We start from the raw sequence: 24,904 nt of genomic DNA on the forward strand, positions 1-24,904 counted from the left end.
CGTGATCGTAGGCCGTCCACCCGTGCCGGTCATCAGCCCCTGGCTGTACGACCAGGGATGACACCCGCGCCGGACGATTGCCGGCGACGGTCTGACGACGGGAAGGACCATCCACCGGCACCGTTGTCCCCATGATCGAAGTCAAAGGGCTCACGAAGCGCTACGGCGGCACGACGGCCGTCAAGGACCTGACCTTCACCGTGCGCCCCGGCCGGGTGACCGGGTTCCTCGGCCCCAACGGAGCGGGCAAGAGCACCACGCTGCGGATGATCCTCGGCCTGCACGAGCCGACCGGCGGCACCGTCACGGTCGACGGCCGTCCCTTCCGCGACCGCCCCCGCGGCCTGCTCCACGTCGGTTCGCTCCTCGACGCGCACGACGTGCACGGCGGGCGCACCGCGGCCGCGCACCTGTCCGCACTGGCCCGCGGCAACCGCATCCCGCGACACCGGGTGGAGGAGGTACTGGAGGAGGTGGGGCTCACCGAAGCGGCCCGACGCCGGATCGGCGGGTTCTCGCTCGGCATGAAGCAGCGGCTCGGCATCGCGTCCGCGCTGCTCGGAGACCCACCGGTGCTGATCTTCGACGAGCCGCTCAACGGCCTCGACCCCGAAGGCGTCAGATGGGTGCGCGAACTGTTCCGGCGGCTCGCCGCCGAGGGCCGTACGGTGTTCGTCTCCAGCCATCTGATGTCCGAGATGGAGCACACCGCCGACCAGCTGATCGTCATCGGCCGCGGCGAACTGATCGCGGCGGAGAGCCTCGCGGAGTTCTCGGCCAGGGGCGCCCGGCGGAGCGTCATGGTGGGCACGCCCGCCGCCCCCGCTCTGACCGGCCTGCTGGCGGCCGAAGGCGCGAAGGTGCACGCGGAAGGCGAGCTGCTCGCCGTGACCGGTCTGACCGCGGCCCGGATCGGCGAGATCGCCCTGGACCACAGCGTCCCGCTGCACCACCTCAGCACCAGATCCGCCTCCTTGGAAGAGGCGTTCATGGAACTCACCGCCGACAGCGTCCAGTACCTCGCAGGAGACCTCCGTTGAGCACGACTTACGTCCCCGCCGCCGAATCCCGCGCCCGCTTCGGCGACCTGGTCGCCGCGGAGTGGATCAAACTCCGGTCCCTGCGCTCGACCTGGATCGCCTACGGGGCCACCGCCCTGGCCGTCATCGCCCTCAACGCGGGCACCGCCTACGACACCTACAACTACTGGACGGCCCGGAGCGAGGCGGACCGGAACGGCTTCATCCGTGACGGGATTCCACTTCAGGAGGCCTTCACCGTGAACGCCGCCCTCATCATGATGCTCGCGCTCGGCGCCATCGGCGCCGTCACGATCATCGGTGAGTACAGCACGGGAACCATCCGCACGACGTTCGCCGCCGTCCCGGCCCGCCGTTCGGTGATGGCGGCCAAGGCGGCCGTCGTCGCGGCGGTCACCACCGTCTTCGGCGCGTTCGTCACGATCGCGTCGTTCGGCCTGACCCAGGCGATCCTCGACGCGCGGGGTGCGGGCGTCCCGATCAGCCACCCCGGAGCCCTGCGCGTCGTACTGGCGTCCGCGCTCCTCGCCCCGGTGTGCTCGCTCGCCGGCCTGGCCCTCGGCACCGTCATCCGAAAGACGGCCGCCACCATGGTCGCCTCGGTGGTGGTCCTCTTCGTCGCGCCCGTAGCCCTCACAGACGACCGCCACTGGTCGGCGGTCGCCGGACACGCCACGCCCTACCAGGCCTGGCTTCGCCTCGCCGGGGCGGGAGACGTCCCGACCGCCTTCCCGTGGACGACCGGCGGAGCCTGGACGGTCTACGCGGTGTGGGCGCTCACCGCTGCCGTTCTCACCATCGCCGCCGTGCGCCGCCGCGACCAGTGAGAAATGCCAGAGGGAGGCGAGAGGACATGACCGTGAACACCGCTGATTCAGTCGACGCGGACGTTGCCGAGTTGGCTGACCATGGCGGGATCGCGGTGGTCGAAGAACAGCGATGCGCCGGTGTCCAGGGAGGCGACGGCGTTCACCTGGTCGTCGGTGAGCTCGAAGTCGAACACGTCGAGGTTCTGGGCCATCCGCTGCTCGCTGACGGTCTTGGCGAGCGTGACGACGTCGCGCTGGACGAGCCAGCGCAGTACGACCTGGGCGATGGACTTGCCGTGCGCGTCGGCGATCCGGCCGAGCACCGGGTGGGAGAAGAGGTTGTTGCGGCCCTCGGCGAACGGCCCCCACGCCTCGGTCTGGATGCCGCGGTCGCGCATCAGGTCCTGTTCGTCGGCCCGCTGGTAGAACGGGTTGATCTCGATCTGGTTCACCGCGGGCGTGACCTCGTTGTGCTCGATGAGGTCCACCAGCCGGTCGGGCTGGAAGTTGGACACCCCGATCGCCCGGATCCGGCCTTCCCGGTGCAGATCCTGCATCGCGCGCCATTCGCCGTACACATCGCCGTACGGCTGGTGGATCAGGTAGAGGTCGAGGTAGTCCAGACCGAGCCTGCGCAGCGAGGCATCGAACGCCCGCTTGGTGTTGTCTTCTCCAGGGGCGTCCTGGACCCATAGTTTGGTGGTGATGAACAAGTCCTCGCGCGGGATGCCGCTGCCGGCGATCGCCCGGCCGAACGCCTCCTCGTTGCGGTAGGCGGCCGCGGTGTCGAGGAGGCGGTATCCGGTGGCGAGGGCCTCGGTGACGGCCTTCTCGGTCTCCTCGGACGGGATCTGGTAGACGCCGAAGCCGAGGATCGGCATCTGGACACCGTTGTTCAAGGTGATGGTCTGCATGAAATGCCCTTTCTTGCGGCAGGGCACGGGCGCTTCCGGCATTGGAGCCGTCGCCGCTACCCTGCGGTCGGTCAGCGGATACGGGGCGTGTCCGGTGAGGGCGGCCTCGCCCGGCACGAGCAGACCGTCGAGGGCGCGGATGGCCGATGAACCGGATGAGCCGGACCCCGGGCGAGGCCGCCGCCGGAGTCAGCTTTCGATGTCGAGGAACGTGACGCCCAGCTCCAGCGCCCGGTGGATGGTGCGAACGGACTCGGCGTCGTCGCCGCCCGCGCCGGTATAGCCGAAGGACATGCCCATTGTGCCGAGGCCGATACGGGAGACGTCGAGGTCTCCCAGGGTGGTGTGCTTCATGATCACCTTTCGGGGACGAGTTCGATCGTCGCGGCGACCTTGGAACCGACCTCCTCGACGGCAGCGGTGAGCTCGCGCCCATAGAAGTCCTCTCGGCCGTGGCCGATAGGGAATGCACGGATGCGCAGGCGCACGCTCCGCCCGCACCAGCGCGTCGGCGGGTTCTCGCAGGGCCGGTCGGGGACCGTCTCGATCCGCATGTCCTCCGCCCTGTACATGAACGCCGCTCACATATCTACCTTCGCGGACCTATCGCTGCTTGTAGGCCCATACCCTGACGATCAACGCTGGGAGCGGCTTCTGTCCGTCAAGGGGACCCATCTCCAGCAAATGTTCTTTTGCCGGATGGCGCGGTGTTCGTCGTTCCAGGCGGCGCCGGTGCGTGCCGGGGCCGCTGACGGGACTTTCCGCTCCGATGCTCGTCAGGCCCCTCTCCGTCGCCGCGACCAGTGAGAAATGTCAGTAAGGGGCGAGAGAATATGACCATGAACACCGCTCCTCTCACCGAGATCACCGACGCCCCCGGTTACGCCGCGGCGGTCGAGTTGGCCGTGGCGGCTTCGACCGCCTACTACGTGGACGGGTCATCGACGCTGGACGACGACGCCTTCGACCGGCTGGTGCGCGGGATCGCCGCGTGGGAGGAGGCGCACCCCGAGCAGGTGCTGCCCGGCTCGCCGACGGGGAAGGTCGCCGGAGGGGCCGTCGTCGGGGACGTTCCGCACACGCGGCCGATGTTGTCGCTGGACAACGTGTTCTCGTCCGAGCAGCTGGCCGCGTGGGCGGCCGGGGTGGAGCGGCGGCTCGGACGGCCGGTGGCGGGATGGGCGGTGGAGGCCAAGCTGGACGGGCTGGCGATCTCGGCGCGCTACCGGGAGGGCCGGCTGGTCCAGCTGGTGACCAGGGGCGACGGCGCCGCCGGTGAGGACGTCTCGCACGCGATCGGCTCGATCGTCGGCCTGCCCGCCGAGCTCGGGCGGCCGGTGACGGTCGAGGTCCGCGGCGAGGTCCTGCTGACCCGCGAGCAGTTCGAGGAGGCGAACCGGCTGCGCACCGAGCACGGCGGCGGCGCGTTCGCCAACCCCCGCTCCGGCGCCGCCGGGAGCCTGCGGGCCAAGGACCGCCCCTACCAGGTGGAATGGACGTTCTTCGGCTACGGAGCGCTGCCCCTGGAGGAGGGCTCCGAGCTGTCAGAACGGCTGGTGCGGGCGCCGCACACCGAGATCATGGAGCTGCTCGCCGAACTCGGCGTGCGCACCAGCGCCGCCGCAGTGCCGGGGCCGATCGGGTACGCGACCGTGGACGAGGTGCTGGCGCGCGTCGAGGAGATCGCGACCGCCCGTGCCGGGCTGCCGTTCGGGATCGACGGGATCGTCATCAAGGCCGACTCCGCCGCCGACCAGGAGGAGGCCGGGTTCTCCAGCCGGGCGCCGCGCTGGGCGATCGCCTACAAGCTGCCCGCCGACACCAGGATCACCACCCTGCGGGAGGTGGAGTGGGCCGTCGGGCGGACCGGGGTGATCGCGCCGCGCGCCGTGCTGGAGCCGGTCGAGATCGACGGCACGATCGTCACCTACGCGACCCTGCACAATCCCGCCGACATCACCCGCCGCGGTCTGATGCTGGGCGACCAGGTCACCGTCTACAAGGCCGGCGACGTCATCCCGCGCGTGGAGGCCCCGGTGGTGCAGGCCCGCACCGGGGCGGAGCAGCCGATCGCCTTCCCGAAGACCTGTCCGGACTGTGGCGGGGACATCGACCGCTCCCAGGAACGGTGGCGGTGCGCCCTGGGCCGGGCCTGCAACGCGGTCGCCTCCATCAGCTACGCCGTCGGCCGCGACCAGCTCGACATCGAAGGCCTTGGCCGCACCCGCGTCGTCCAGATGGTCGAGACGGGGCTGATCGCCGACTTCGCCGACCTGTTCACCCTCACCCGCGAGCAGATCCTCGGCCTGGAGAGGATGGGGGAGACCTCGACCGACAACCTCCTCGCCGCGATCGACACGGCCAGGGGCAAGCCGCTGTCGCGGGTGTTCGCCGCGCTCGGCGTCCGGGGCACCGGCCGCTCCATGTCGCGGCGCATCGCCCGTCACTTCGCCACGATGGACCGCGTGCGCGCCGCCGACGTCGAGCAGGTGCAGCGGGTCGACGGCATCGGCCCGGAGAAGGCCGTCGTGCTCGTCGCCGAACTCGCCGAGATCGCCCCGCTCGTCGACAAGCTGATCGCCGCGGGCGTCAACATGACCGAGCCCGGCGCCGTCCCTCCCGAGGAGCGAGCCGAGGCCGAGGCGTCCGAGAACTCGGGTCTTCCCCTGTCCGGCATGGCCGTCGTCGTCACCGGCGGCATGACCGGCCCCCTTCAGTCCCTGTCCCGCAACGAGATGAACGAGCTCATCGAACGCGCGGGCGGCAGGGCCTCCTCCAGCGTCTCCAAGTCCACCGCCCTGCTGGTCGCGGGCGCGAAGGCCGGCTCCAAGAAGACCAAGGCCGAGACCCTCGGCACCCGCGTCATCACCCCGGACGAGTTCGCCGTCCTGGTGGCCGACCACCTGTGAAGACCGGGCCCCGAAAGCACCGGCAACCGGGAATCACCTCGTCATTGCACGGTGCCTACGGGGTACACCGGTCCGCGCCTTCCTGAACGGCCCGGCGCCGCAGGCGGTGAACGGCCCACCCGTTTCGACGGGGTCCACCGATCGGTGGACCCCGCGTCCCACCGGTCGAGGCTGTCGGCGGAACAGGCGTGACGGCCAGCATCGTAGGCATGAACGATCTTCCTGTGCGGACGGCCCGGTGGAGTGCCGGGCACCCGTGGCGCGCCATCGTCGGCTGGTTCCTGTTCGTCGTCCTGTGCCTGGGGGCCGGGCTCACCATCGGGGGAAACGCCGCCACCACCGAGGACTTCCGCGTCGGCGAGGCGGGACGGGCCGAGGCCATGGCGGCCGAGGGCGGGCTGGGGCAGAAGCCCGTCGAACGCGTGCTGATCTCCGGCCGTGCCGGCGCCCTCGACCTCACCGCCGCCGACGTCGCCGCGCGCGACGTCACCGAGCGAATGCGTGCCCTGCCCGAGGTCGAGTCCGTCGCCGGGCCGGTCCGCTCGGCCGACGGCACCGCTCTGCGCGTCGACATCACCCTGAAAGGCCCCGAACTCGACGGCAAGAAGCACGTCGACCCGCTCCACGCCCAGACCGCCGAAGTTCAGAAGGCGCACCCCGGCCTGCTCGTGGAGGAGACCGGCAGCCCCTCGATCAGCAAAGGCGTCGGGGAGCTGCGCAGCAGCGACCTGGCCCGCACCGAGGCGATCGCGCTGCCCGTCACGCTGATCACCCTGCTGCTCGTCTTCGGCTCCATCGCGCTGGCCGTCGTGCCGCTGCTGCTGGCGCTGTCCTCGATCGCCGCCTCCATCGGCCTGTCGATGCTCGCCTCGCACGCCTTCCCCGACGCCGGAGTCGGCACCAATGTGATCCTGCTGATCGGGCTGGCCGTCGGCGTCGACTACACGCTCTTCTACCTCAAGCGCGAACGTGAGGAACGCGCCCGCTCCGGCGGCGGCCTCACCTCGCAGGCCGTGGTCGAACTGGCCGCCGCCACCTCCGGACGCGCCGTCGTGCTGTCCGGTATCGCCGTCGCCGTCTCCAGCGCGACCCTCTACCTGGCCGACGACGTCATCTTCTCCTCCATCGCCACCGGCGCGATCATCGTCTCGCTCGTCGCCGTGGCCAGCTCGCTGACCATCCTGCCCGCTCTGCTGGTCAAGCTCGGCGTCCGCGCCGAACGCCGGGCCGCACGCAAGGCCGCCCGGCACGGCGCCAAGGCGGCCCGCCGACCGCGGAACGGCGGTGGCCGGATCACCGCCGTTCTGCTGCGCCTGACCAGCACCCACCCCGCCGTCGCGCTCGGCGTCGCCGTGACCGGCCTGCTGCTCCTGACCGCTCCTCTTCTGAGCATGAATCTCACCGACATGGGCCGGGAGACCCACCCTCGCGACATCCCCGCCATGCGGACCTACGACCGGCTCAACGCCGCGTTCCCCGAGCTGAAGTCCATGCACCAGGTCGTCGTGCACGCCGAACCCGGCCGTACCGCCGAGGCCGCCGCCGCGCTGCACGACCTCGCCGACCGTGTCAAGGACGATCCCCGGCTCACCGGGACCGCGGACCTGCGCGCCTCCGCCGACGGCCGCGTCCAACTGCTGGAACTCCCTGTGCCCCACCATGTCAGCGAGCCCGAAGCCCGCACGTCCCTGCACGATCTGCGGGCCGAGCACATCCCCGCCGTTCTCGGCCCGCTGGACGGCGTCGAGACCGCCGTCACCGGCGACGTCGCCCGCTACGCCGACTATCCCGAGCACCAGAAGGACAAGCTCCCCCTCATCATCGGGGCCCTGCTCCTGGTGACGTTCGTCGTCACCGCACGGGCGTTCCGCTCCGTGGTCCTCGGCCTCGTCGGCGTCGTCCTGAACCTCCTGTCGGCCGGCGCCTCCCTCGGCCTGCTCGTCCTGGTCTTCCAGCACACCTGGGCCGAAGGCCTGCTCGACTTCACCTCCACCGGATCCATCGGCTCCCGCGTCCCGTTGTTCCTGTTCGTCATCCTCTTCGGTCTGTCCATGGACTACCAGGTGTTCGTCCTCAGCCGGATCAGGGAGGCCGTCCTGGACGGCGTGCCCACCCGCCGTGCCGTGCTCGACGGCATCGGACGGTCCGCGGGCGTCGTCACCAGTGCCGCGTTCGTCATGGTGACCGTGTTCGCCAGTTTTGTCGGCCTGCACATCATGGAGATGAAGCAGATGGGCTTCGCCCTGGCGGTCGCCGTCCTGTTGGACGCCGTCGTCATCCGGATTCTGGTCCTGCCCGCCCTCCTGCTGATGCTCGGCGACCGGACCTGGTGGCCCTCCCGTACCGCCCGCCGAACCCGGCCCGCCGCTGCGGCGAACCCGGCGAAAGTAGGCTGATCAACATGAATCCGCAGCCCCCCGACCGGCCCGGAACACTCCACCGGTGGTACGCCGTCGGCTGGACGTTCCTGGGACTGTGCCCTCCGGTGATCGCCGTGTGGGACCAGCCCGGTGCGGCCCGGTACTGGTCGGTGGGGCTGTCGGCCGCGGCCGCCGCCTGCTACGCGCTCGCCGACGCACGCCTGCTGCGCCCCTACGCGTTCCTGTGCGTGCTCGTCTTCTTCACCGGCGCGATGTCCTTCCTGCTCGGCGGCGGCGCGGCCCTCTACGTCGTGTCCCTCCCGTTGTTCTGGATCTACGCCCGCCGCCCTCGGGACGCCGTCGCCCTCAGCGGCGCCGCGGCCGCGACGACCGTCGTCGGCGGGGCTCTCCGGCACGGTTGGAACGTCGACTTCCTCACCGGCAACGCCGTCTCCACCCTCATCGGCTACGTCGCCGGAGCGCTCCTGGGAGCATGGATGCACCGCATATTGGAGCAGCGTGACGAGCGCGTCCGCCGCCTCAGCGCCGAACTCGACGTCGCCCAACGAGGGCTCGTCGAGGCCCACCAGCGCCAAGGCGCAGCCGACGAACGTGAACGGCTCGCCCGGGAGATCCACGACACCCTCGCCCAGGGCTTCGCCTCCATCATCGCCCTGGCCGAGGCCGCCCGCGAAGGCATCGCCGCCGACCCCGAACGCGCCTCCCGGCAGCTGCTGTCCATCGAGCGCACCGCCCGCGACAACCTCGCCGAGGCCCGTGCCCTCGTCGGATCCGCTCCGACCGTCACAGCCGGTTCCATCGCCCGGACCCTGCGCCGCACCCTGGACCGATTCGCCGAGGACACCGGCCTCACCGTCATCGCCGATCTCCCCGACCTCGACTGCGACCAGCCCGCCCGGATCACGTTGCTGCGCTGTACCCAGGAATCCCTCGCCAACGTGCGCAAACACTCCGCCGCCACCACCGTGAGCGTCGTTCTGGCCCGCCGCTCTGACACCATCGAACTGGAGATCACCGACGACGGACGCGGCTTCCGCACCGCTGACGCCCACGGCTTCGGCCTCGACGGCATGCGGCGACGCCTGGCCGATCTCGGCGGCGAGCTCACCGTCACCAGCTCCCTCGGCGAGGGCACCCGCGTCCTTGCCGCGATCCCCACCCAGGAGAGGCACCCGGCATGACCGAGCCCCTTCGCGTCATCGTGGTCGACGACCACCCCGCCATGCGCGCGGGCATCGTCGCCCTCCTGGCGTCCGAACCGACCCTCGCCATCGTCGGGGAGGCCGCCGACGGCCGCCAAGCCGTCGAACTCGCCGAACGGCTGGCCCCCGACGTGGCTCTCGTCGACCTGCGGATGCCCGTCATGGACGGCGTCGCCGCCACCGCCTCGATTCTGGCCCTCCCCGGCAGGACACGAGTACTGATCCTCACCACCTACGACACCGACACCGACATCGAGCGCGCCGTCGAAGCCGGCGCCATCGGCTACCTGCTCAAGGACGCCACCCGCGAACAGCTCGTCGCCGCCGTCCACTCCGCCGCCCGGGGCGAGACGGTCCTGGCGCCTCGGGTCGCCGAACGACTCGTCGCCCGCATGCGGCGACCCGCGGAGACGTCACTGACCCCTCGCGAGGTCGACGTCCTCGGCGCCGTCGCCGACGGCCTGTCCAACGCCGAGATCGGCGAACGCCTCTTCATCGGCGAAGCCACCGTCAAAACCCATCTCCTCCGGGTCTTCGCCAAACTCGACGTCAGCGACCGCACCCACGCCGTCGTCGTGGCACTCGACCGCGGCCTCCTGACCCGCCCCCCGAGGTCCCGCTGACCGCGTAGCCTCGGAACGCCGTCGGTGCCCGGCCACGTGTGCGCGGCCGTCCACCTGCTGGAGCGAGCGGAGGCCGCACCGGGCATCAGGAACTCACCTGACGAGGCGGAAGAAGGCCCGGATGTCCTCGACGAGCAGGTCGGGGGCCTCCATCGCGGGGAAGTGGCCGCCCCGGTCGAACTCCGACCAGTGCACGATGTGGTGTTCGCGTTCGGCTATGCGCCTGACGCCGGGGTCGCCTGGGAAGACGGCGACGCCGTGCGGCAGCGCCGAGTACTCGGTCGCCGACCCCCACGACTTCTGCTCTTCCTTGTAGAAGCGGGCGGCCGAGGCGGCGGTCCCGGTGAACCAGTAGATGCTCACGTCGGTGAGCATCTGGTCGATGTCCACCGCGTCCTCGGGCAGTTCGCGGGCCGGGTCGGTCCACTCCTTGAACTTCTCCACGATCCAGGCCAGCTGCGCCGCGGGGGAGTCGTGCAGCCCGAACGCGAGGGTCTGCGGCCGGGTCGCCTGGATGATCGCGTAGCCGGCCCGGTCCTGGTCCTGGTACTGGCCGAGGCGGGCGAGTTCCGCCGGGGTCAGCCCCTCGAACTCGGCCGGGTCGCCGGTCGGGAACCCGAGCCCGCCGTTGACGTGTACGCCGACGACGTTCCGGGGCGCGGCGAGGCCCAGCATCGGCGAGATGACAGCGCCGCTGTCGCCGCCCTGCGCGCCGTACCGCCGGTAGCCGAGTCGGTCCATCAGTTTCGCCCACGCTCCGGCGACCCGCCGCATGTTCCAGCCGGTCTCGGTGGTGGGGCCGGAGAAGCCGAACCCGGGGATCGACGGGGCGACGACGTGGAACGCGTCGGACGGGTCGCCGCCGTGCGCCGAAGGGTCGGTGAGCGGGCCGATGATCTTCATGAACTCGGCGACAGAGCCCGGCCAGCCGTGCGTCAGGATCAGCGGCAGCGCGTCGGGTTCGGGCGAGCGGACGTGCAGGAAGTGGATGTTCTGCCCGTCGATCTCGGTCGTGAACTGCGGGAAGGCGTTCAACTGCGCTTCGGCGGCACGCCAGTCGAAGCCGGTGCGCCAGTGCTCGGCGAGTTTCTTCGCGTAGCCGGCGGGGACCCCGTAGGACCAGCCCACGCCGGGCAGCTCGTCAGGCCACCGGGTCGCCGCCAGCCGGTCGTTCAGGTCGTTCAGGTCGGCCTGGGGGATCTCGATACGGAAGGGAAGGATCTCTGCGCTGCTGTTCATGCTGAAGAGGCTATGAAGCACTTAGGTCAGTTCATGTCCTAGGTCGACGGCATAGTGGAAGACATGTTGGAGACTTCGGCTCGCCTGCTCAGACTGCTGTCACTGCTGCAGAGCCCTCGTTCATGGTCGGGTACGGAACTGGCCGACAGGCTCGACGTGAGCCCGCGCACCGTCCGCCGCGACGTCGACCGGCTGCGCGAACTCGGTTACACCGTGCACGCCGTCGCGGGAGCGGCCGGGTACCGGCTCGGCGCCGGATCCGACCTGCCGCCGCTGCTGCTGGACGACGAGGAGGCGGTGGCGGTCGCCTTGGGGCTGCGCACCGCCGCGGGCCTGGCCGTGACCGGTATCGAGGACAGCTCGGTTCGGGCGCTGGCCAAACTGGAGCGGGTGCTGCCTTCCCGGCTGCGCCACCGCGTCCACGCGCTGCAGTCGATGACCGTTCCCCTGATGGCGGGCGGGTCCGCGGTGGATCCGGACACCCTGACAGCGGTCACGGCCGCCTGCCGCGACCACGAGACCCTCAGGTTCGACTACCTCACCCATGACGGCGGCCAGAGCAGGCGTTCGGCGGAGCCGCACCGCCTCGTGGCCACCGGCCGCCGGTGGTACCTGGTCGCCTATGACCTCGAGCGCGCGGACTGGCGCACCTTCCGCCTCGACCGGCTCGCCCTCCGCACCCCCAACGGCCCGCGCTTCGTCCCCCGCGATCCTCCCTCCACCGACCTCGCCGGGTACGCCTCCCACGCGATATCGAGTTCGCCCTACCGATACCAGGGCCGCTTCACCATGCACGCGCCCGCCGAGGAGGTGAGCCGGCATTTCGCCCCGACGACGGGCACCGTCGAGCCCGTCGACGCGCGGACCTGCACGCTGACCTGCGGCTCCAACTCGCTCGACGAGCTGGCCCTGTGGGTGGCGCTGGCAGGGGTGCCCTTCGCCGTCCACGAGCCGCCCGAGCTGATCGAGCACATCCGCGCGCTCACCGCCCGGCTCGCCGACGCCGTTCCGCCCCCGGACTCCGATTGAGCCCCGGTCGCGGCGGCCCGGTCAAGGCCTCGCGGGGACCGTCGACGTCGTGCCCGGCGGGCGGCCGTTCCGCTGCGCGGATGCGGCCGCCCGCCGGGGTCGGGTCAAGGGCTGGTGATGGTCATAGCCGGGCTGAGGACGTAGTTCGCGGTGTAGGAGACGGCGTCACCGCTGTTCAGGAGGCCGAAGCAGCCGGAGACGTTCCAGACGTGCAGGTTGCCGCCGCTGACCGACAGCGTGTGGGTGGCGTTGGTGTAGGTGCCGGTGACGCTGCCGGGAGTGGTGGAGGTGGTCCCCCCGACCGACGCGGAGCAGAGCGGCCCGCTCAGGGTGGCCGTGATGTTGTCCAGCGTCCCGCTGGTGACGCCGGCCGAGTAGGAGTTGGCGTTGAGCTGGTAGGACACGGCGTTGTTGGTCACGTTGAACCTGATGCCCAACGGGCCTTTACAGCTGTTGAAACTGGCGTTGGTGACGGTGGCGATCGCGGTGCCGGACAAGCCGCTTCCGCTCTGGACTGTCGCGTTCGTCGTCGAGGAGCTGCAGGTGAGCGTCGCTCCCGTGTTCACGTCCTTCAGCGTCGTCGTGCCGGCGGTGCCGGTGACGGCGCCGCCGGGCGTGACGGTCCAGGTGGCGGCGAAGGCCGGGGGACTGACGCAGACGACGGCGGTGGCCGCCGCGGCGGCCACCATGCATGCCGCTGAACTCTTTCGCATTTCCTTCTCCTCTTTCAGGGGGGTGGAGAGATGGAGCGGAATGACGGAGTGCGCACCCCTCGCAGCCTCACTGAATCTCTCTGTCGAGAGCAATGGATCTTTCCACTCGGACGGCCGTTCCGGATGTGAGGCCACTGCCGGGAAGATTACGTACGAATTGCGATCGACACAAGAACCTCATTGACGAATTTCCTTCCAGATTCGATCGATTAAATTGGCCAGGGCTATTGAGATCAAGGATTTGCCTGTTCAGGGGCGCTGGACCGCAGGGATGAGGTACCGGCGGCGCCAGGGGTCCGAAGCTTGAGCACATGACGAAAATCGATCATGGTGAATGAGTAAACCAGTTGTGTCAATAAGTGATTAATGCAGGTCAGGGCCGGATGGAACACCCGTTTCCGAAAATGCATGGTTCGAATACCGGCGAGTGCCGAGCGGTGCGCTCCGTGGCGATGAGGGCCGTCCACTGCGGACCGGACCCGGCTCTCGGTCGAGGTCGGCGGCTTCCCGGGGTGGCGGAAGTAGGGGAGTTTCGGGCTTCGGTGCTGGCCGGGCGGGGGCATCGGGTGGCGTGACCTTCTCGTTATCTAAGTTTCCCTACCGGCTTGCTAGGTTTTTGGCGTGACCAGCGCATACGACCTCAGCGACGGCCTGCGGCTGCGGGCCGACCGGGCCCGGCAGGTGGCGGACGTGCTCCGCTGCCAGATCCAGCGGAGGGCGTTCGAGAGCGGCGTGCTGCCCAAGGAGGAGCGGCTCGTCGCCGAGTTCGGCACGACCCGCAACGCCGTCCGCGACGCGCTCGACCTCCTGCGCGGGGAAGGGCTCATCGAGCGGCTGCCGGGGGTCGGAACGGTCGTCACGGCCGTCGGGAAGGTGCCGCACGGACTGCACCGGCTCCTCGGACTCGGCGAGACGCTCCACGAGCACGGCGAGATCGTCAACGAGGTGCGGGCCCGCGGGCTCATCACCCCGTCCCCCGAGATCACCGCGCGGCTCGCGCTGCCCGACGACACGCCCGTGGTCTACCTCGAGCGGCTGCGGCGGCTCAACGGGGTGCCGCTCAGCCTCGACCAGACCTACCTGGAACCGGAGCTGGGACGCGCCCTGCTCGAAGAGGACCTCGAGCACGAGGACGTCTTCGTGCTGATCGAACGCCTGAAGGGCCCGCTCGGCCGGGCCGACCTCACCGTCGAGGCCGTCAACGCCGACCCGCACTCCGCCGCCGTCCTGGAAGCACCGCGCGGAACTGCGCTGCTGCTGGTCGAACGGCTCACCCATCTCGCCGACGCCCGTCCGGTCGACCTGGAGTTCATCCGCTTCCGCGGCGACCGGCTCACCATGCGCGGCACCCTCCACAGGAGCCTGTAGATGCCTCTCGTCCCCAACCGGCAGGACGTGCCGGTCACCGTCGACCCCTCCCTCTGCATCGAGGGCTGCACCCTCTGCATCGACGTCTGCCCGCTGGACTCCCTGGCCCTGGACCCCGAGACGGGCAAGGCCCACATGTACGTGGACGAGTGCTGGTACTGCGGCCCGTGCGCCGACCGCTGCCCCACGGGCGCCGTCACCGTCAACATCCCCTACCTGCTGCGATAGAAGGCCCCTGCGATGAAGAGACTCGCGTTTTCCCTCCTCCTCGTCCCCGCCCTGGCCGCGTCGGCCTGCACAGTCGCCGGAGAGGCCGCCGAGGGCAGGACGAAGGTCGTCGTCGGCTACCAGTCCAAGACCATCAACACCGTGACCGCCGGGACGCTGCTGCGTTCGCTCGGCTACTTCGAGAAGAACCTCGGCGAGAAGTACCAAGTCGTCTGGCAGGACTACGAGTCCGGCGCGCCCATCACCGCCGAGATGCTCGCCGGGAAGATCGACATCGGCTCGATGGGCGACTACCCGCTGCTCATCAACGGCTCCCGCGCCCAGGCCCAGGGCGGCGACGCCCACACCGAACTGGTCGCCGTCACCGGATACAACCTGCGGGGCGCCCTCAACGGCGTCGTCGTCGCCCCGGACTCGCCGGCCCGCACCCTGCGCGACCTCAAGGGGAAGAACGTCTCGGCCAGCGTCGGCTCTGCCGGGCACGGCACCCTCGTGCAGGCGCTGGACAAGCTCGGGCTGGACGCCGCCGAGGACATCACGACCGAGAACCAGCAGCCCTCGGTCGGCGCCTCGGCGCTGCAGTCCGGGGGCGTCGCCGCGCTCGCCCAGTTCGTCGCCTGGCCGGGCCAGCTCGTCCAGGCCGGGCAGGCCCGCCTGCTGTACGACGGCGGCTCCCTGAACGTGCCGACCTTCCACGGCACGGTCGTCCGCCGGAAGTTCGGCCAGGACAGCGGCGACGTGCTCAAGGCGTTCCTCAAGGCGCAGATCCAGGCCACGACCTACCTGCACGAGCACCCGCTCGAGGCCGCCGAATCCGTCGCGAAGGAGACGGGCCTGGCCCCCGAGACCGTCTACCTCTACAACGGCCCCAACGGCATCTCCACCTTCGACGTGACGATCAAGCCGTCCCAGCGCAAGGCGTTCGAGCAGGACGTCCCGTTCCTGAAGTCGATCGGCGTCCTGGACAAGCCTCTGGACGTCCCGTCGTTCTTCAACGACACCTACATCCGCGACGCCTACGGCCCGTCCTACGAAGCAGACGTCGCCGAGACCGCCAACGGGGCCGCCCTGCCCGGTGACCCCGACAAGGCGGGGGAGCTGTGGCTGGACGGCGAGCAGAGCACCCGGCCCTCCGCCGACCCGAACGCACTGCTGAAGGCCGTCCGCGAAGCGCAGGGCTCCGGCAAGAAGATCCGCGCCGCATATGTGCCCGACGCGCTCACCGGCACCCGCTGGTTCGCCGACCACAGCGTCTGGCTCCGCGACGGTGACGCCTTCCTGCCGTTCGCCACACAGGAGAACGCCGACGCCTACGCCGCCTCCCACCCCGGGGCCACGCCCGTCTCCTACGAAGCGGCGGTGAAGGAGGCGTGAGGTTCCTGCTGCGCGTCGGCTCGCCGCTCGCGGCCCTCGGCCTGTGGTACCTGCTGACCGAGCACGACGTGGTGTTCCTGCTGCGCTTCGACCGCTTTCCCGGCCCCGGCGACGTGCTGGCGGAGTTCGGCCGTCAGCTCACCACCGGCGTCTACTACCAGGACCTGGCCCAGAGCCTGGTGCGCATCCTCACTGGGTTCGTGCTCGCCGCGGTCTTCGGCGGCCTGATCGGCACGCTCGTGGCCCGCTCCCGCCGGGCCGGGGACCTGCTGCTGCCCCTGTTCGAACTGGCCCGCCCCGTCCCGGCGATCGCGCTGGTGCCGATCGCGATCCTGCTGTTCCCGCAGAGCGAGCAGGGCATCGTGTTCATCACGTTCGCCGCCGCCTTCTTCCCGATCATGGTCTCGACCCGGCACGCGGTGCGCGCCCTCCCGCCCGTCTGGGAGGACGCGGTGCGCACCCTGGGCGGCGGCCGGATCCGGGTGCTGACCGGCGTGCTGCTGCCCGGGATCCTGCCGGGGGTCTTCGGCGGCCTGTCGGTCGGCATGGGAGTGGCCTGGATCTGCCTCATCTCCGCCGAGATGATCTCCGGTCAGTTCGGGGTCGGCTACCGCACCTGGGCGTCCTACACGATCGTCGACTACCCCGGAGTCCTCGTCGGGATCATCACGATCGGGCTGCTGGGCTTCCTCACCTCCGGGGCGGTGGAGCTGCTCGGCCGCCGCGCCACCCGCTGGCTCCCCGCGGAGGCGCACCGATGAGCGGACTCTCCTTCCAGATCAAGGACCTCTCCCTCTCCTACGCCGGCAGGCCCGGTTCGGGCGACCGGAGCGAAGCGAGGATCGGCCGAACCGGACTTCGGGGGGCTGGGGGTCGTCCCACAGGACAGCACGTTCTCACCGGACTGGACCTGGACGTCGCGGCGGGCGAGATCCTCGCCGTCGCGGGCTCGTCCGGCTGCGGCAAGTCCACCCTGCTGCGCGCCCTGGCCGGGCTGCTGCCCGTCGCCTCGGGCGAGCTGCTCGCCGGAGGCGAGCCGATACGCGGTACGTCCGCCGACCGGGCGCTGATGTTCCAGGAGGACGCGCTGCTGCCCTGGCGCAGCGCCCGCGCGAACATCGCCCTGCCGCTGGCGATCCAGCGGGTGCCGCGCGCCGAACGCGACGCCCGCGCCGCCGACTGGCTGGCCCGCGTCGGCCTGGCGGGCCTGGAGAGGCGGCTGCCGCGCGACCTGTCCGGCGGGCAGCGCCAGCGCGTCCAGCTCGCCCGCACCCTGGCCGGGCGGCCGCGCGCCGTCCTCATGGACGAGCCGTTCGGCGCGCTGGACGCCCAGACCCGCCACGAGATGCAGCGGCTGCTCACCGAGGTGTGGAACGCCGACACCACGATCGTGTTCGTCACGCACGACGTGGACGAGGCGCTCCTGCTCGGCGACCGCGTCGCCGTCCTGGGCGGCGGCGGGCTCGCCGACCTCGTCGAGGTCGCACACCCCCGCACGTCCGTCGACCCCGCGCTGCGCGCCCGCGTACTGGCCTCGCTCGGCGCCCAGACCCTGGAGACCACCTGATGCAGATCCCCGCACTGTCGGAGCGGACCGAACTGACCTGCGACGTCCTCGTCGTCGGCGGCGGGACCGCCGGAACGATGGCGGCCATCACCGCCGCCGAGCACGGCGCGCAGGTCCTGCTCCTGGAGAAGGCGCACGTGCGGCATTCCGGGGCGCTGGCCATGGGCATGGACGGCGTGAACAACGCCGTCATCCCCGGCATGGCCACCCCCGAGGACTACGTCGCGGAGATCACCCGCGCCAACGACGGCATCGTCGACCAGCGGACCGTCTGGCAGACCGCCACCCGCGGATACGCCATGGTCAAGCGGCTCGAGGGCTACGGCGTCAAGTTCGAGAAGGACGAGCACGGCGAGTACGCGGTGCGGCGCGTCCACCGGTCGGGCGCCTACGTGCTGCCCATGCCCGAGGGCAAGGACGTCAAGAAGGTCCTGTACCGGGTGCTGCGTCAGCGGCGCATCCGGGAGAAGGTCCGCATCGAGAACCGGGTGATGCCGGTGCGGGTGCTGACGTCCGGCGGGCGCGCGGTCGGCGCGGCGGGTTTCAACACCCGCACCGGGGAGTTCGTCGTGGTGCGCGCGGGGGCCGTCGTCCTGGCGACGGGCCCGTGCGGACGGCTCGGGCTGCCCGCCTCCGGCTACCTGTACGGCACGTACGAGAACCCCACGAACGCCGGCGACGGGTACGCGATGGCCTACCACGCGGGGGCCGAGCTCAGCGGGCTGGAATGCTTCCAGATCAACCCGCTCATCAAGGACTACAACGGTCCGGCCTGCGCGTACGTCGCCAACCCGTTCGGCGGCTACCAGGTCAACAGCCGGGGGGAGCGGTTCGTCGACTGCGACTACTGGTCGGGTCAGATGATGGCCGAGGTCAAGCGGGAGATCGACTCGGCGCGCGGCCCCATCTACCTGAAGACCACCCACCTGCCGGACGAGACGCTCTCCCGGCTCGAGGGCATCCTGCACACCACGGAGCGGCCCACCCGCGGCACCTTCCACGCCGGGCGGGGCCACGACTACCGCACCCATGACGTGGAGATGCACATCTCCGAGATCGGCCTGTGCGGCGGGCACTCGGCGTCAGGGGTGCGGGTCGACGACCACGCCCGCACCACCGTGCCCGGCCTGTACGCGGCGGGCGACCTGGCGTGCGTCCCGCACAACTACATGATCGGCGCGTTCGTGTTCGGGGAGCTCGCGGGAGAGGACGCCGCCGCGACGGTCCGGCACGGCGAGCCGGACGAGGCGCAGATCGCCGCGGCCCACGAATTGATCTACCGTCCGCTGCGCAACCCCGACGGGCCGCCGCAGCCGCAGGTGGAGTACAAGCTGCGCCGGTTCGTCAACGACTACGTCGCGCCGCCCAAGACCGGCGCGAAGCTGGAGCTGGCGCTCGAGGCGTTCGTGCGGATGTCGGACGAGATAGCCGCGATGGGCGCGCGGACCCCGCACGAGCTGATGCGCTGCGCCGAGGTCACCTTCATCCGCGACTGCGCCGAGCTCGCCGCCCGCGCCTCGCTGGTGCGCACCGAGAGCCGCTGGGGCCTGTACCACGACCGCGCCGACCTGCCCGTCCGCGACGACGCCTCCTGGTTCTCGCACCTGAACGTGCGGCGGCGCGAGGACGGGCACATGGAGTTCGTGAAGATCCCGGTGAACCCCTACCTGGTGGAGGTGGACGGGTTCACCGTGCCGGAAGGCCTCGAGCGGACGGTCGTCGAGACAGCCCCGCCGATGGAGTACACGTCCTCGTCCCGCTCTGCCGCAGCCGGAGGCGGCCCGTCGGCTGCGGCCCGCTCGCCCCGCATCCTGGAGCTGCTGCGGCTGGCCGAATCCGCGCCGGGCACCGCCGACATCATCCCCTACCTGGCCGATCCCGACCCGAAGGTGCGCCGCGCGGCCGTCGCCACCCTCACCGAGGTCGTGCCCGAAGGGTTCGCGACGGCACTGGCCGGTGCCCTCGATGACGTGCACGCCTCGGTACGGCACGCCGCCGCCACCGCGCTACGCGAACTCGTCGAGGTCATCCCGCCGAGCGGTGAACTCGCCGCCGCCCTGCGGTCCCCGCACTCCGACCCGACGGTGCGCGCCGCGTCCCTGGACGTCCTGCGGGCTCTGCGCCTGGCCGACGCGGCTCTGTTCGCCGCCGCTCTCCAGGACGACGACCACCGCGTCCGCCTCCAGGCCGTCCGAGGGTTGGTCTCGCTGGACGATGTAGCGGCCGTCTCGCGTGCGGCCTCCGACGCCTCCCGTGAGGTGCGAACGACTGTCGCCGCAGGTCTGGGCCACCTGGCCGGCCCCGAGGCCGCACCCGTCCTGCGCGCCCTCGCCGCCGACCCCGACCCGCTGGTACGCGCCGCCGCGTTCAAGGCGTTCGCGTTCCTGGACGGAGCCCCCGGCGTGGCCGTCCCCGCTTTGGCGGACCGGTCCTGGGAGGTCCGCGCAGGCGCCGCGACGGCCCTCTCCGCCGCCGGCCCCGAAGCGACGGCCCCCCTCATCACCGCCTTGGAGGATCCCCACTTGGATGTGCGCAAAGCGGCCGTTATCTCTTTGACCTCCCATGCTCCCACCCCCGAACGAGAGGAAGCCCTGACCAGAGCCCTGAAGGACTCCGACGCCGACGTCCGCGCCTACGCCCGCCGTGCCCTCGACCGGTGATCGGCCCGCCGCGCCGACGAGGCCCGGGGGCGCCATCGCGCTGAGAACCGCCACGGCGCGCAACCCGAAGCCGCCGCGTGGCCGGTGCTCAGAACCGGGTGCGGGCCCAGGCGTAATCGGGTTTGCCCACCGCGGTGAGCTGGAGCTCCGGGACCACCGCGAGAACGCGGGGGATCTTGTAACCGGCCAGGAGGGTGCGGCAGTGGGCCGTCAGGTCCTCTTCGGCGGCGGTCCCCGCGACGACGGCGGCCACCTTGGAGCCCAGGCGTTCGTCCGGCAGCGCGACGACGATGGCGTCCGTGACGCCCGGGCAGGTGCGCAGGGCCGCCTCGACCTCCTCGGTGAAGACCTTCTCGCCGCCGGTGTTGATGACGAGCGAACCGCGGCCGAGCAGCGTGACCGTGCCGTCCTCGTTGAGCCGGGCGTAGTCGCCCTGCAGCGCCCAGCGCCGCCCGTCGGGGCCGGTCCTGAACGTCGCGGCGGTCTTCTTCTCGTCCTTCCAGTAGCCGACCGGGATGTTGCCGGTGCGTGCGAGGGTTCCGGTCTCACCGGGCGCCACGGGAAGCAGATCGTCGGAGAGCACGGCCAGCTGGGGGTGGAGCTGGAAGCGCCCGCCGCCGAGGGACGGGCCCATCGCGCCGGTCTCCGAGCCGCCGAGGTTGTCGGACACGTAAGCGTTCGGGACGACCGTGAGCAGCTTGGCCCGCACCTCGTCCGACAGCGGGGCGCCGCCGGAACCGAAGGCGAAGACCTCCAGGTCGTACCGGCGGGCGGACAGCTCCTCGGCGACCGGATGCCCCATGCCGTTGCCGACGAGCATCAGGACCTGCGTGCGCTCCCTCGAGGCGAGTTCCAGCGCCTCGGCCGCGTCGAACCGGCGCCCGGTGTAGAGGATCACCGTGCCGCCGGTGGTCAGGGTGATCCAGGTGATCCACTGCCCGCCGCCGTGCATCAGCGGCGCGTGGACCTGGGCGCGCAGCCCTTCCCGTTCGGCCGCCACGGACAGCTCGGACGGGTCGGCGATCGGCGTCCCTCCGTGGTTCCCGCCGCCCATGGCGGAGAAGAAGATGTCCTCCGACCGCCACAGCACCCCCTTCGGCAGCCCCGTGGTGCCGCCGGTGTAGAGGAGGTACGGATCGTCGCCGCTGCGCTCGCCCGTCCGTTCCAGCACTTTCGCCCGTGAAGGCGACGCCGACGCCAGCGCGTCCTCGTATTCCTCCGCCTGCGGGGCCGGCCCGCCGACCGCCACCACATGCCGCAGAAGGGGTAGATCGGCCCGGTTGACGTTCTCGAGCAGGTCGGCCTCCGCGACCAGCACGACGCACTCGGAGTCGCCGAGCAGGTGGGAGAGCTCGTCCTTGATGTAGCGGTAGTTGACGTTGACCGGCGCCACCCGTGCCTTGAAGCACCCGATCATCGTCTCGAGCCACTCCGCCCGGTTATAACTGAGCACGCCCACGTGCTGTCCGGGCCTGACACCCGCGTCGAGCAGATGGTTCGCCACCCGTGTGGCCCGCTCGTCGAGCTGCCGATAGGTGAGCCGGACATCACCGGCGACCAGGGCCGTCCGGTCGGGACAGGCATCAGCCACGATCTCGAACAGATCCGCCAGATTGAAAGCCGTCACGGCGCCAGACTAGATCAGCGAAGCAAGCAAGCGATAGGTAGATCTCCCCATCAGATCCTTCGAACGGCCCAACTATGACCATATTTTCAATCTGGTCATACGGTCATATAGTGAGGGAATGCCTAGAGCGTTCACGGCCGCGGAGGCCGAAGGGATCCGGGAGCGGCTCATGTCCGCGGGAAGAGAGGCGTTCGCGCGGCGCGGCCTGCGCGGGACGTCCGTCGAGGAGCTCGCCCGCGCCGCGGCGATCTCCAAAGGGGCGTTCTACCGGTTTTTCGACAGCAAGGAAGCCCTGCTCCTGGCCTTGCTGTCCGAGTATGAGGAGCAGGTCCATGCGCGGTTGGAGACCGCGGTGCGGGCCGATCCCGAGTGCGGGATGGCGCTGCTGGTGAAGGAGTCCGTGCAGGCCGTCGAGCGTGATCCGCTTCTTCCGGTTCTGATGTCCGAGGAGGGGACGCGCGTACTGGCCTCGCTTTCGCCTGCCGAGCAGCAGGAGCTGATGGAACGGGATGTGCGGCTCGTGCACCGGATCGTCGGTGTACTGCGGGAGGCCGGAGCGGCACCGGAGATCCCGGAACGAGTGCTCGTCGGGTTGCTGCGTTCCCTGGTCTTCGCCGGAATGCACCGCGCCGAGATCGGCGAGGACCTCCTCGCGGAGACCGCCGAATGGCTCACCGGCGTGCTGGAAGGGCGGGAGCGGTGAGCACGCCCGCCCTCCGGGTCGCGGGCCTGGCACACCGGTTCGGGACGACCAAGGCCCTGGACGGTGTCGACTTGACGGTAGAGCCCGGCCGGGTCCACGGGTTCCTCGGCCGCAACGGGGCTGGGAAGACCACGCTCATCCGTGCTCTCCTGGGCCTGCTCGTTCCCGACCGCGGCGAGGTCGAGGTGCTCGGCACGCCCGTGCGCGGCGGCCGTACTCCCGCCGCGCTGTGGTCGCGGGTCGGCTGCCTGGTCGAAGGTCCGGGCCTGTATCCCGCGTTGACCGTGGCCGATCACCTGCGCATGGCCGCCCGGCTGCGCGGCCTGCCGCGCCCGGCGGCCCCCTGCGTCACCGAACTGCTGGATCTGGGCCGCTACCTGGACGTGCCCGCCCGCGCTCTGTCGCTGGGCAACCGGCAGCGGCTCGGCCTGGCCCTCGCTCTGATCCACCGGCCGGCCCTGGTGGTGCTCGACGAGCCCGGCAACGGCCTGGACCCCGCCGGCGTGGTCGACGTGCGCAACCTGCTGCGCCGCCTGGCCGAGGAGGGCACCACCGTGTTCATGTCCTCCCACCTGATCAGCGAGGTCGCCCGCACCGCCGATCACGTCTCCATCATCCACGCCGGACGGCTGGTGGCCGAGCTGTCCGGCGCCGAGCTGCGGGCGCCCGGGCGGGCACGCCTCGCCGCGGCTTTCCGCGACGGCGAACACGCCCGTCTGGCCGCGGCCGCCTTGACCGCCGCAGGCATCCAAGCGCACGCCGACGGCGACGGCCTGACATCCGAGGCGCCCGAGGCGGTCGAGTACCCCGACCGGATGGCCGTCCGGCTGGTGGAGGCCGGCCTGCCGCCGATCCGCCTGGCCGTCGAGCGCGACGACCTCGAACACCACTTTCTGCGCCTCACCGGAGGAACGCGGTGATGAGCGACTACCGCGCGGCCCTGTACGCCGAGATCCTCAAGGCCCGCCGGGCCAGGGTCCCCGCCCTGACCTTCACGGTGATGGCGCTGCCCGCGGGCCTGGCCGCGCTGTTCATGTTCGTCCTCGCCGACCCCGAACGTGCGCGCCGCTTCGGCCTGCTCGGCCAGAAAGCCGAACTCTCGGGCATCACCGCCGACTGGAGCGGCCTGTTCGCCTTCCTCGCCCAGATCGTCGCGGTGGGCGACCTGCTGCTCCTGGCGTTCATCATCACCTGGGTGTTCGGCCAGGAGCACACCGCCGGCACCCACCGCTACCTGCTCGTCCTGCCCGTGCCGCGAGCCGCGACCGTCCTGGCCAAGTTCACTCTCACCACCCTGTGGGGGATCGGTGCCAACCTGTGGCTGGTGATCCTCGTCCTGTCCGCCGGGTGGGCGCTCGACCTGCCCGGCGGCGACGCCGGCGTCCTGGCCGACGGGCTCGGCGGTGTGACGGCGGCGGCCGCGCTGATGCTGCTGGTGACGACCCCGGCGGCGTTCCTGACCGGCGCCACCCGCTCGCACCTGTCTCCGCTGGCCGCGGCCGTCGGCGTCCTCGTCCTGGCCCAGGCCGCCGCCGTCCTCGGCTACGCCCATCTGTTCCCCTGGTCGATTCCCGCCGCCGCGACCGGCCTGGCCCCCACGGATCTGGGCACCGCGGGCATCGCCATCGCAGCCGTCACCGGCCTCGCCGGCGTCCTGGGCACCTTGTCCTGGTGGAGTGGACGGCACGCCGACCTCTGACCTCACGCGTTCTTCGGGCACATTCGGCAGACCTGGGCTGGACAACCGTATGGCATACGGATGTATTGTTGATTGAACGCTTGTATTGGAGGGGTTGCGTTGGACGGCCGGGGGACGACGTCGGAGGATCTGACCGCGCGGACGCGGATCAGGGACGCGGCGCTGCTGGAGTTCGCCGAGCACGGCGTCAGAGGGGCGACGATCCGGGGGATCGCCGCGGCCGCCAGGGTCTCGGTGGGGCTCGTGCAGCACCACTTCGGGACGAAGGAGCAACTGCGGGAGGCATGCGACGCTCATGCGCTGGAGACCATCCGCAGGACCAAGCAGCGCGCGTTCGACGAGGGGATGGGCGACCCGGGGTTCATGGCGATGGCGGTGGAGGTCGCGCTGCCGATCCAGCGGTACATGGCCCGGGCGTTGGTGGACGGATCGCCGGCGGCCGCCCAGCTGTTCGACGACGCGGTGGCCTTCACCGAGGAGCTGCTCGCAAGCGGCGCCCCGGGGATGGGCACACCGAACACCTCCGACCTGCACGCCTACGCGGCGGTGATGACGGGGATGAACGTCGGGCTGATGGTCCTGCACGAGCATCTGTCCAGAGCGCTCGGCGCCGACACCCTCAGCAGGGAGGGATACCGGCGGCTGGCGCTGGCGATACTGGACATCAACGACGACAGGCTGATGAGCCCGGAAATCGTCGCCCATGCCCGTGCGGCATTGCAGCAATTGCCTGCCGCCGGCACCGGCGGAGGCAGCGATGCGGAGTAGTTCCCTCTCGCGGTCCGCAGGCCCCTCGAGGCGCGTGAGGTACCACTCGGC

Annotated in this window: 23 protein-coding genes; 17 read left to right on the plus strand and 6 right to left on the minus strand. The window is 70.8% G+C overall.

Features of this window, described 5'->3' with window-relative positions:
- Positions 1 to 131: 131 nt before the first annotated feature.
- Positions 132 to 1,040, plus strand: a complete 909-nt coding sequence (locus ABD327_RS29685; RefSeq protein ID WP_344455220.1) for an ABC transporter ATP-binding protein — start codon at positions 132 to 134, stop codon at positions 1,038 to 1,040.
- A complete protein-coding gene (locus ABD327_RS29690) occupies positions 1,037 to 1,867 on the plus strand; it encodes an ABC transporter permease (protein ID WP_344455222.1) in 831 nt (276 codons plus the stop codon). The genes ABD327_RS29685 and ABD327_RS29690 overlap by 4 nt, the downstream gene beginning before the upstream one ends.
- Positions 1,868 to 1,914: 47 nt before the next feature.
- Here the strand turns inward: ABD327_RS29690 and ABD327_RS29695 are convergent, their stop codons facing one another.
- The 3 genes from ABD327_RS29695 to ABD327_RS29705 form a co-directional block, all read right to left on the minus strand.
- Entirely contained in the window at positions 1,915 to 2,763 is an 849-nt protein-coding gene (locus ABD327_RS29695; RefSeq protein ID WP_344455224.1) for an aldo/keto reductase, read from the minus strand.
- Between the two features lie 189 nt (positions 2,764 to 2,952).
- Entirely contained in the window at positions 2,953 to 3,117 is a 165-nt protein-coding gene (locus ABD327_RS29700) for a hypothetical protein (protein ID WP_344455226.1), read from the minus strand.
- A gap of 2 nt (positions 3,118 to 3,119) precedes the next feature.
- Positions 3,120 to 3,317 (minus strand): hypothetical protein, encoded by a 198-nt coding sequence (locus tag ABD327_RS29705; RefSeq protein WP_344455228.1) that lies wholly within the window; start codon positions 3,315 to 3,317, stop codon positions 3,120 to 3,122.
- A 285-nt stretch (positions 3,318 to 3,602) separates the two neighbouring features.
- Between ABD327_RS29705 and ligA the strand changes: the two genes are divergently transcribed.
- The 4 genes from ligA (at position 3,603) to ABD327_RS29725 (ending at position 9,878) form a co-directional block, all read left to right on the plus strand.
- Complete coding sequence (ligA, locus tag ABD327_RS29710; RefSeq protein ID WP_344455230.1) at positions 3,603 to 5,672, plus strand: NAD-dependent DNA ligase LigA; 2,070 nt, start codon at positions 3,603 to 3,605, stop codon at positions 5,670 to 5,672.
- Positions 5,673 to 5,881: 209 nt separating this feature from the next.
- Positions 5,882 to 8,068: an MMPL family transporter gene (locus ABD327_RS29715; protein ID WP_344455232.1), complete on the plus strand. Its 2,187-nt coding sequence runs from the start codon at positions 5,882 to 5,884 to the stop codon at positions 8,066 to 8,068.
- A gap of 5 nt (positions 8,069 to 8,073) precedes the next feature.
- Entirely contained in the window at positions 8,074 to 9,234 is a 1,161-nt protein-coding gene (locus ABD327_RS29720) for a sensor histidine kinase (RefSeq protein ID WP_344455234.1), read from the plus strand.
- Positions 9,231 to 9,878 carry a response regulator gene (locus ABD327_RS29725; protein ID WP_344455236.1) on the plus strand — a complete coding sequence of 216 codons (648 nt, stop codon included), beginning with the start codon at positions 9,231 to 9,233 and terminating at the stop codon, positions 9,876 to 9,878. The genes ABD327_RS29720 and ABD327_RS29725 overlap by 4 nt, the downstream gene beginning before the upstream one ends.
- Before the next feature lie 93 nt (positions 9,879 to 9,971).
- Here the strand turns inward: ABD327_RS29725 and ABD327_RS29730 are convergent, their stop codons facing one another.
- Positions 9,972 to 11,117, minus strand: a complete 1,146-nt coding sequence (locus ABD327_RS29730; RefSeq protein ID WP_344455239.1) for an epoxide hydrolase family protein — start codon at positions 11,115 to 11,117, stop codon at positions 9,972 to 9,974.
- A 63-nt stretch (positions 11,118 to 11,180) separates the two neighbouring features.
- Between ABD327_RS29730 and ABD327_RS29735 the strand changes: the two genes are divergently transcribed.
- A complete protein-coding gene (locus ABD327_RS29735; protein ID WP_344455241.1) occupies positions 11,181 to 12,146 on the plus strand; it encodes a helix-turn-helix transcriptional regulator in 966 nt (321 codons plus the stop codon).
- Positions 12,147 to 12,250: 104 nt separating this feature from the next.
- Here the strand turns inward: ABD327_RS29735 and ABD327_RS29740 are convergent, their stop codons facing one another.
- Positions 12,251 to 12,859 (minus strand): hypothetical protein, encoded by a 609-nt coding sequence (locus ABD327_RS29740; RefSeq protein ID WP_344455243.1) that lies wholly within the window; start codon positions 12,857 to 12,859, stop codon positions 12,251 to 12,253.
- A gap of 621 nt (positions 12,860 to 13,480) precedes the next feature.
- Here ABD327_RS29740 and ABD327_RS29745 point away from each other — a divergent pair.
- The 6 genes from ABD327_RS29745 to ABD327_RS29770 are packed head-to-tail and all read left to right on the plus strand — an operon-like array spanning position 13,481 to position 20,056.
- Positions 13,481 to 14,227 carry a GntR family transcriptional regulator gene (locus ABD327_RS29745; RefSeq protein WP_344455245.1) on the plus strand — a complete coding sequence of 249 codons (747 nt, stop codon included), beginning with the start codon at positions 13,481 to 13,483 and terminating at the stop codon, positions 14,225 to 14,227.
- Positions 14,228 to 14,455, plus strand: coding sequence for a 4Fe-4S dicluster domain-containing protein (locus ABD327_RS29750; protein ID WP_344455247.1), 228 nt, complete (start codon positions 14,228 to 14,230; stop codon positions 14,453 to 14,455).
- Between the two features lie 12 nt (positions 14,456 to 14,467).
- On the plus strand, positions 14,468 to 15,829 hold the full coding sequence (locus ABD327_RS29755; protein ID WP_344455249.1) for an ABC transporter substrate-binding protein: 1,362 nt from the start codon (positions 14,468 to 14,470) through the stop codon (positions 15,827 to 15,829).
- On the plus strand, positions 15,826 to 16,590 hold the full coding sequence (locus ABD327_RS29760; protein WP_344455251.1) for an ABC transporter permease: 765 nt from the start codon (positions 15,826 to 15,828) through the stop codon (positions 16,588 to 16,590). The genes ABD327_RS29755 and ABD327_RS29760 overlap by 4 nt, the downstream gene beginning before the upstream one ends.
- Positions 16,587 to 17,396: an ABC transporter ATP-binding protein gene (locus tag ABD327_RS29765; RefSeq protein ID WP_344455253.1), complete on the plus strand. Its 810-nt coding sequence runs from the start codon at positions 16,587 to 16,589 to the stop codon at positions 17,394 to 17,396. The genes ABD327_RS29760 and ABD327_RS29765 overlap by 4 nt, the downstream gene beginning before the upstream one ends.
- Complete coding sequence (locus ABD327_RS29770; RefSeq protein ID WP_344455256.1) at positions 17,396 to 20,056, plus strand: fumarate reductase/succinate dehydrogenase flavoprotein subunit; 2,661 nt, start codon at positions 17,396 to 17,398, stop codon at positions 20,054 to 20,056. Before ABD327_RS29765 ends, ABD327_RS29770 begins: the two co-directional genes overlap by 1 nt.
- 88 nt (positions 20,057 to 20,144) lie before the next feature.
- Here ABD327_RS29770 and ABD327_RS29775 read toward each other — a convergent pair whose 3' ends face one another.
- Positions 20,145 to 21,683 (minus strand): AMP-binding protein, encoded by a 1,539-nt coding sequence (locus ABD327_RS29775; RefSeq protein WP_344455258.1) that lies wholly within the window; start codon positions 21,681 to 21,683, stop codon positions 20,145 to 20,147.
- A 118-nt stretch (positions 21,684 to 21,801) separates the two neighbouring features.
- On the opposite strand from ABD327_RS29775, the gene ABD327_RS29780 reads away from it, so the two are divergent.
- The 4 genes from ABD327_RS29780 (at position 21,802) to ABD327_RS29795 (ending at position 24,853) form a co-directional block, all read left to right on the plus strand.
- A complete protein-coding gene (locus ABD327_RS29780) occupies positions 21,802 to 22,386 on the plus strand; it encodes a TetR/AcrR family transcriptional regulator (RefSeq protein ID WP_344455261.1) in 585 nt (194 codons plus the stop codon).
- Positions 22,383 to 23,306 (plus strand): ABC transporter ATP-binding protein, encoded by a 924-nt coding sequence (locus ABD327_RS29785; RefSeq protein WP_344455264.1) that lies wholly within the window; start codon positions 22,383 to 22,385, stop codon positions 23,304 to 23,306. The genes ABD327_RS29780 and ABD327_RS29785 overlap by 4 nt, the downstream gene beginning before the upstream one ends.
- Positions 23,306 to 24,085: an ABC transporter permease gene (locus ABD327_RS29790; RefSeq protein ID WP_344455266.1), complete on the plus strand. Its 780-nt coding sequence runs from the start codon at positions 23,306 to 23,308 to the stop codon at positions 24,083 to 24,085. The genes ABD327_RS29785 and ABD327_RS29790 overlap by 1 nt, the downstream gene beginning before the upstream one ends.
- Positions 24,086 to 24,184: 99 nt before the next feature.
- Positions 24,185 to 24,853 carry a TetR/AcrR family transcriptional regulator gene (locus tag ABD327_RS29795; RefSeq protein WP_344455268.1) on the plus strand — a complete coding sequence of 223 codons (669 nt, stop codon included), beginning with the start codon at positions 24,185 to 24,187 and terminating at the stop codon, positions 24,851 to 24,853.
- Positions 24,854 to 24,904: the final 51 nt, after the last annotated feature.

This window comes from Actinocorallia aurantiaca (assembly GCF_039533685.1).
GTDB lineage: Bacteria > Actinomycetota > Actinomycetes > Streptosporangiales > Streptosporangiaceae > Actinocorallia > Actinocorallia aurantiaca.